Annotated in this window: 4 protein-coding genes and 2 pseudogenes; 3 read left to right on the plus strand and 3 right to left on the minus strand. The window is 36.4% G+C overall.

What is annotated here, in order from left to right:
- The first annotated feature begins 578 nt into the window (after positions 1-578).
- A complete protein-coding gene (locus ACWIX0_RS12655; RefSeq protein ID WP_454174349.1) occupies positions 579-1,901 on the plus strand; it encodes a hypothetical protein in 1,323 nt (440 codons plus the stop codon).
- 187 nt (positions 1,902-2,088) lie between these two features.
- Here ACWIX0_RS12655 and ACWIX0_RS12660 read toward each other — a convergent pair.
- Positions 2,089-2,342, minus strand: a pseudogene (locus ACWIX0_RS12660) (IS1595 family transposase); the annotation flags it as partial.
- Between the two features lie 708 nt (positions 2,343-3,050).
- Positions 3,051-3,599, minus strand: a complete 549-nt coding sequence (locus ACWIX0_RS12665; protein ID WP_454174350.1) for a DUF4149 domain-containing protein — start codon at positions 3,597-3,599, stop codon at positions 3,051-3,053.
- 96 nt (positions 3,600-3,695) lie between these two features.
- Here ACWIX0_RS12665 and yaaA point away from each other — a divergent pair, with 96 nt between their 5' ends.
- The gene (yaaA, locus tag ACWIX0_RS12670; protein WP_454174351.1) at positions 3,696-4,484 is read left to right on the plus strand and encodes a peroxide stress protein YaaA; all 789 of its coding nucleotides are present in this window, start codon (positions 3,696-3,698) and stop codon (positions 4,482-4,484) included.
- Positions 4,485-4,615: 131 nt separating this feature from the next.
- Positions 4,616-5,500: pseudogene (locus ACWIX0_RS12675) on the plus strand (radical SAM protein); the annotation flags it as partial.
- Positions 5,501-5,927: 427 nt separating this feature from the next.
- Here ACWIX0_RS12675 and ACWIX0_RS12680 read toward each other — a convergent pair.
- A partial coding sequence (locus tag ACWIX0_RS12680) for a hypothetical protein (protein ID WP_454174352.1) occupies positions 5,928-6,209 on the minus strand: 282 nt, incomplete at its 5' end.

Consider the following 6,209-nt stretch of genomic DNA (forward strand, 5'->3'; position numbering starts at 1 on the left):
AGAAAGTTGTAAGTTTCTTTTTGTGAAGTTTTTTGCTTATGGAATGTTTTAGAAATATTGTGAGGGTTTTTAATTGTTTTTATGTTTTATAGAAATTTTTAGGAAATATGGTTAGTGAATATGGAGGAATGTTTTTTGAGTTTTTTAAGGAAGTTTTTTAGCATTGTGTATGCGGAATTGTGTGTAGGGCGTATGCGTGCAAAATTGTGCGGAGTTGTATGTAGAGTGTGCGTGTAGAATAGTGCGGAGTGTGTAGTTTGCAGCGTGCGCAAACATTTGTGAGAATTTGTGTTAAAAGAAGTATGAAGTGTATGAAATTTAATATGGCATTTGTGGGGGAAATTAACGCAAAGAAAGAAAATTAGTATGGGGAAAGTTAGCAAACTTTTGTGATTTTAAGTGTATTTATGGTTTGGGAGAATTATTTGTTAAAAGTGCTTTAGAGTATGGGGAGTGTTTGGTTTAAATTCTGTTTTTTTTTTTTTTTGTAGGCTATCGCCTATGTGTAATGCTTTAGACAAATCTTAACAGGTTGTAAGGCATTGTTAGAATCTTAGATTTTACTTTAAGGATTGAAAATGCGAGGATTAAAGGGGTTAAAAAGATTGCTACGAGTAGGATTAGTGGCAGTATGTGTGCTTGGATTTTGGGGGTGTAATGCGAATGAAAATAATGAAAAAAAACACAACAATAGTGAGCCAAAAACCTGTGGAGCAATTTCAAATCCACAACAAGCAATAGCTCTGCAAAATTACAACAGGGCGAATAAGGAACGTAACAAGGCGTGCAGTCTTGCCGAATCAGCAAAAAGCTATTATGAACAATTTATATTAGTGCAATATCAAAAGGCTATGGAAAACACAAAAGAATACAAAGCCTATCAGCAAACAAAACAAGTATACGAAAATACAAAAGAAGCAAAAGCTATGGAGGTGCACGAACTATTAGGGGATAAAACCCCTCCTTGTGGTGCTTGCATAGAGAGATACAGAGATTTTACTTGGGAAGCTATATATGAAGTAATACAAAACACAAAAGAATACCAAATATATCAAATAGCACAGCAAAATTATCATAACACAAAAGAATATAAAGCATACGAAGCGAAGCGAGTAGAATTATGGGAAAAAGATTCCCACATACAAGAATGTTACACAGCAGGGGATGCAGCATATAAAGCTTATGAAACACTATATGAATCATTTTTAACTCATAGGTCTATGTTTGAAGCGGATTTTAATATGTCGGAGGCAAATGCACAAGATAGGGTATTGAAAAATACGCAGGAGGAAAAAGTATGGGACAAAGCATTACGTGCATTAGAAAACACAAAAGAATACAAAGAGTATAAAAAATCAGATAAAGAATCAGAAGAGTATAATTTTGATGAACTCATAAAAAGGGCTTATATACTTAGTGCCACAAAAGAATATAAAGCATACAAAGTGGCAAATGAGGCAATAAATAAAGTCATAGATCAAAAAGGACTATATCTAACCGAGGAGGATTTTTGTTATAATGACTATGCGAGTATAGAGACTGATTCTAACTATAATGAAACCGATGCACAATACGCTGCGGTAAATAAAGACATTCAAGCTATTATCTCATCTATCCAAGTAGCCGCCACCACGCAGGATAATCTAGCCACAAGTCTAAATGGCGATTTTATAATGCGTATCGCAGGGCTTTCGCCATTGCGCTGGATAGCACAGGGAAATGGCGTGCGACTAAGCAAAGACGGAACAATCGATACTCAAAATAACTGCGTGATAATCGATGTAAGCGCACAAATGCTAAATATCGAGATTGCCCCGCTATATAGCTCTCCACTTTGTCAAAAACTCCTAAAAGCCTATCCAAATCCTCTTAGAATCAACTTGCAAGATTCATTGCTTTGATTTTCGCTTAAAATCATAATTTTGGGTTTAGATTTTGTTGTTTGAGTTGGATTTTGCACGCACAAAGAGTGCTATCAAAACAAAGCATACAAATAGCGCATTTAGCCTTATTGAGCTAGTGTTTGTGGATTTCTCTTTTAGGCATTTTGGTTGTGGCTATCCCTAGTTTTTTGCACATAAAAAAGGCTCAACACACCTTAAGCAGATTTTCTCTTATCATTTTTGTGCCAAGATTTTATACAAATCTTGCTTTTAAATTTGGGCATTATACCTAAATTCTGTTTTTTTTTAAGTGAAGCAAAAAATTCTCTTTTTTGTTTTATTTGAATTTGCTTAATCTATGCTTAGCATAGCCCAAAAATTCTCAATACCGTTAATGTGATTTTTGCCTTTTGCAAACTCATTTTTGGAGTGCTTTACACGATAATGTGCCTTTGCTCCTTATACTTGCAGTTGAAAGCGAAGCAAAACACAGGTTTTTTGCCTGCTACTCCCGTATCTTTTGCCACAAACTCGCCTAGTTCCCAAAATCTATATCAAAAGGTTGCTCTCACTCAACCTCAATTTCACCTTGCATTTTGGAAGTTTTTTTACATTCTTTGGCGATTAAGATTTTAATTTGTTTGATAATTTTATTTAGATTTTGGCAAGAATATTTGGGTGAGAAATTTTGCTTAATTTTGCAATTTTTTTAGATTTAATATCAAGCAAAAAAGTTTAAGAATCTATCTTGTTTTTGCCTCTCTAAATTTTTGCAAAGGTTGATTTATGTGTAACGATATACTTTTTTCATCGTGTGAATCATAAACTTAAGATTGCCTTTATGTGAGCTTAAGTTAAATTGATCCTCTTTTTTGTAATCTTTGCGCTTATTTTGATTGAGAGGAGGGTAAATGCAAGGATTACAGAGATTGTTACGAATGAGATTAGTGACGGTGTGGTTAGTTTAATGCGTGTAAGCAATTAGTTAAAAAGCGAAGCGCAGAGGGAAAAGAACAATGCGCTATATGTGTCCTGTGAGTCCTTGTGGCACATTTTCTGCGCTTGGCTACTTGGAAGCCTGCATTCTAAACCTGCGGCTGCTATTATTCTAGGACAACACCAATCTGCAAAGGCGACTAAACACAACTAAGCCAAACTTCAAACGCACTATTTTTTAATAGCCCTAGCCTTTTTTGCTTCGCTTGGTATATCCATTTTTAGCATAAATACCCTCCACAAAAAGCTAACACTAAGCGTCCCAAATAAAATCAAAAAAACCATCTCGCTTTGTGTGTGAATGCTCTCAAACTCCTCCGTGCCTGTGGAAGCTGCCCCCTCTTGTTGCATAGCGATAATTTGATCAGTATAATACATACTAAAAGCAAAAATAAGCACCACGCTAAGTATCCCTATGGCTAGTAAAAATATCGATTTTTTAGACGAAGCATTAAAGAAAAGCAACTCATACACAAGGATAAAAATCGCCACTGCTTTTAGCACGCCATTAAATTTCACAAAAATCTGCGTCATAAGCACGCCAGAGGCATACCTAGTCATATACAAATCCGTAATCCCAGCTTGACTAAGATAGCTAGAAGCGTTAAAAATAACAGGTGCGCTTAAAAACCCGCACGCAAAAATCGCCCCAAGTGTCAGCCCCACTACCCAAAGATAAATACTGCCCATAGCAGAACCCAACATTTTCGTAAAGTTCATATTATTCCTTTTATGGTAAAATCCGCCAAAAACCTCAAAAATGCACGAATAATGCAAGAAACTAAAAAACCAAAATCATAGCAAAAAAGAGTAAAAATGCAGATTTTATTATCCCCTAGTGAATCAAAGCTATCCCCAAAAGAAATTGCCAAAATAGCGATAAATGACGCGCAAAATGACTTACAAAGCAATTTGCAAAATGCCACAAAGAATATCTTAGATGATGACTTTTGGGGTGGAAAAGAAGCGCGAATCAAACATATCAAAGCATATTTGCAAGAATTAACAAAATCTAGCGATGAGCAAATCGCAAAAATCTTTGGCACAAAGCGCGTAGATTTAGATACGCTCGCAGAATGCCTAAACCTAGCAAAAACCCCAAGAATCAACGCAATCAAGCTATATAACGGCGTAGCTTACAAGGCGTTAGATTTTGATAGTTTGGAGGCAAAATCACAGAAGTTTATACTAGAATCTACGCTGATTTTTAGCAATCTTTTTGGGCTAGTGAGAGCAAAAGACGCCCTGCCCTACTATCATCTAAACCAAAATTATCGCTCAAAAGACTTAAATCTAAACTCTCTATATTCTGCGCAAAAAAACGACATAGACGCGTTTTTGGGCTTAGATTTTAGCGATATTCCTAGCACAAAGCAAAATCAAAAAATCATCATCGATTTGCGTGCTAGCGTATATATCAAAGCATATCCGCTTAAAAGAGCGCGTTTTACCCACCCGCATTATATCTTGCCTATCCCAAAAGGCACTTCCCATCAGGCAAAACTTCATCGCGGATTAGCCCTGCGTGAGCTATCAAAAGCCGCAATAAAAGGAAAAAATGCTATCCAAAAAATACTTGATGAAAAGTTTATTTTTGTGGATTAGCTTTTTTACTACAAAGATTTTTTACAACAAATAAAGATAAAAAAATGTCAAAATCTAAAATCCAAAAAAACACTACGCAAACCCCCGTGCAAGTAAAGCAACCAACAAAAAATAGCTTAGCAAAAAATCAAATCTCCCCGCAAATCATATTTGGACCCGTGCTATCCCGCCGATTTGGACGCTCTTTGGGGGTAGATTTATCCCCTAGCACAAAGCAGTGCAATTTTGATTGTGTTTATTGCGAACTATACAAAGCAAAACCTATGGAATCTATGCGCGAAGTTTTTCCTTATCAGCAGATTTTGAGCGAGATAAAAACAGCCCTAAAATCACACCAAGATATTTCCGTGCTTACTTTTACTGCCACAGGCGAGCCTACGCTATATCCGCAACTATATGAGCTTATCACCGCTACAAAGCCACTTTTGCCCCCGCACATAAAGACGCTAATCCTTAGCAATGGCTCAAGATTTTATGAGCAAAAAAAAGCATTGCAACATTTTGATATTGTCAAATTTTCGCTTGATGCTGGGATTTTAAGCGCGTTTAAAAAGATTGATAGACCAAGCAATTTGCTATCGCTAGAAAAAATATTAAAAGGCATAGAGGATTTTAGCGCGGAGTATAGTGGCGAGTTAGTCGCCGAAGTCCTACTCGTAGAGGGGCATAATGATAGCAAGGAAAATCTACGCGCTATTGCAGAGTTTTTGCGCAAAGTCAAAATCTCTCGTGTGGATTTAGGGAGTATCGATAGACCTAGCGCATATCAGGTAAAATCTGTGAGTGAGGAAAAACTACGTTGGGCTAGCAAATTTTTTGCCAATCTAAATCTATCATTGCCAAGACGCGATAAAATCCAAAAAGACAAAATCCAATCTAACGCCACCAATCTAACACAAGATGGCAAAATCTCACCCCCCAAATCTAGTCCAAAATCTAATGCAGATGCTCATTTGACTTTTACTAAAAATGGCGCAAAATCTATGCTAGATTTTGCAAAATCTAGCATAGAAAAACAACGCTATGACAAAAAAAACTATGATAAAGATTCGCTACTAAAGTTTCTATCCACTCGCCCTGTGGAGCAGAGCGAAGCCACAATGCTTTTTAGTCCTAGCACGCTAGAATTGTTAGATTCTTTGCTTTGTAATGGCGAAATTATCCTAAAATCCCAACCACCATATACATTTTACACTACCAAATAGTGAAAATGCCAAAATCACAACCTGCCAAAAATACAACCACATTTTTTGTCATACATACTTTTTGCCTTGCTTGCTTTTTTATTGTTGCTTTTTTATACTTCATTTTTTGTCATACTATTCAATGTTACAAAATTTGCAGTCATTGCGAGCGTGGTTTATGTGCCACGCGCGAAAATCCACGCCATATAATTTGTTGGACTAATAGCGTGTGCGCGAAATATCTCAAAGCATAGCTTCTTTAGAAAATCTCAAAATATAAATAAAGATATTCAGCACTTACGCGCTCAATATGACAAAATTCTTTTATAGATTGCCACGCTTGCCCTGCAATGCTCGCAATGGTAGGATACCCTCCCCCTAACCCCCTCTGCAAGGGAGGGGGAAATAATGCCGTCATTGCGAGCGGATTTGTCAAAATCTGCGTGGCAATCCACAAAATGCAAAAAAATCCAAAAACACAAAAAAACCAACAATCCAAAAACACACAAAAAACAACAATCCAAAACATACTAAAAAAAAC

Source organism: Helicobacter sp. T3_23-1059 (assembly GCF_053654515.1).

Excerpts from the sequence above, each read along its gene's own strand:
- ACWIX0_RS12655 (WP_454174349.1), top strand. The coding sequence starts at position 579 with ATGCGAGGATTAAAGGGGTTAAAAAGATTGCTACGAGTAGGATTAGTG.
- yaaA (WP_454174351.1), top strand. The coding sequence starts at position 3,696 with ATGCAGATTTTATTATCCCCTAGTGAATCAAAGCTATCCCCAAAAGAA.
- ACWIX0_RS12665 (WP_454174350.1), bottom strand. The coding sequence starts at position 3,599 with ATGAACTTTACGAAAATGTTGGGTTCTGCTATGGGCAGTATTTATCTT.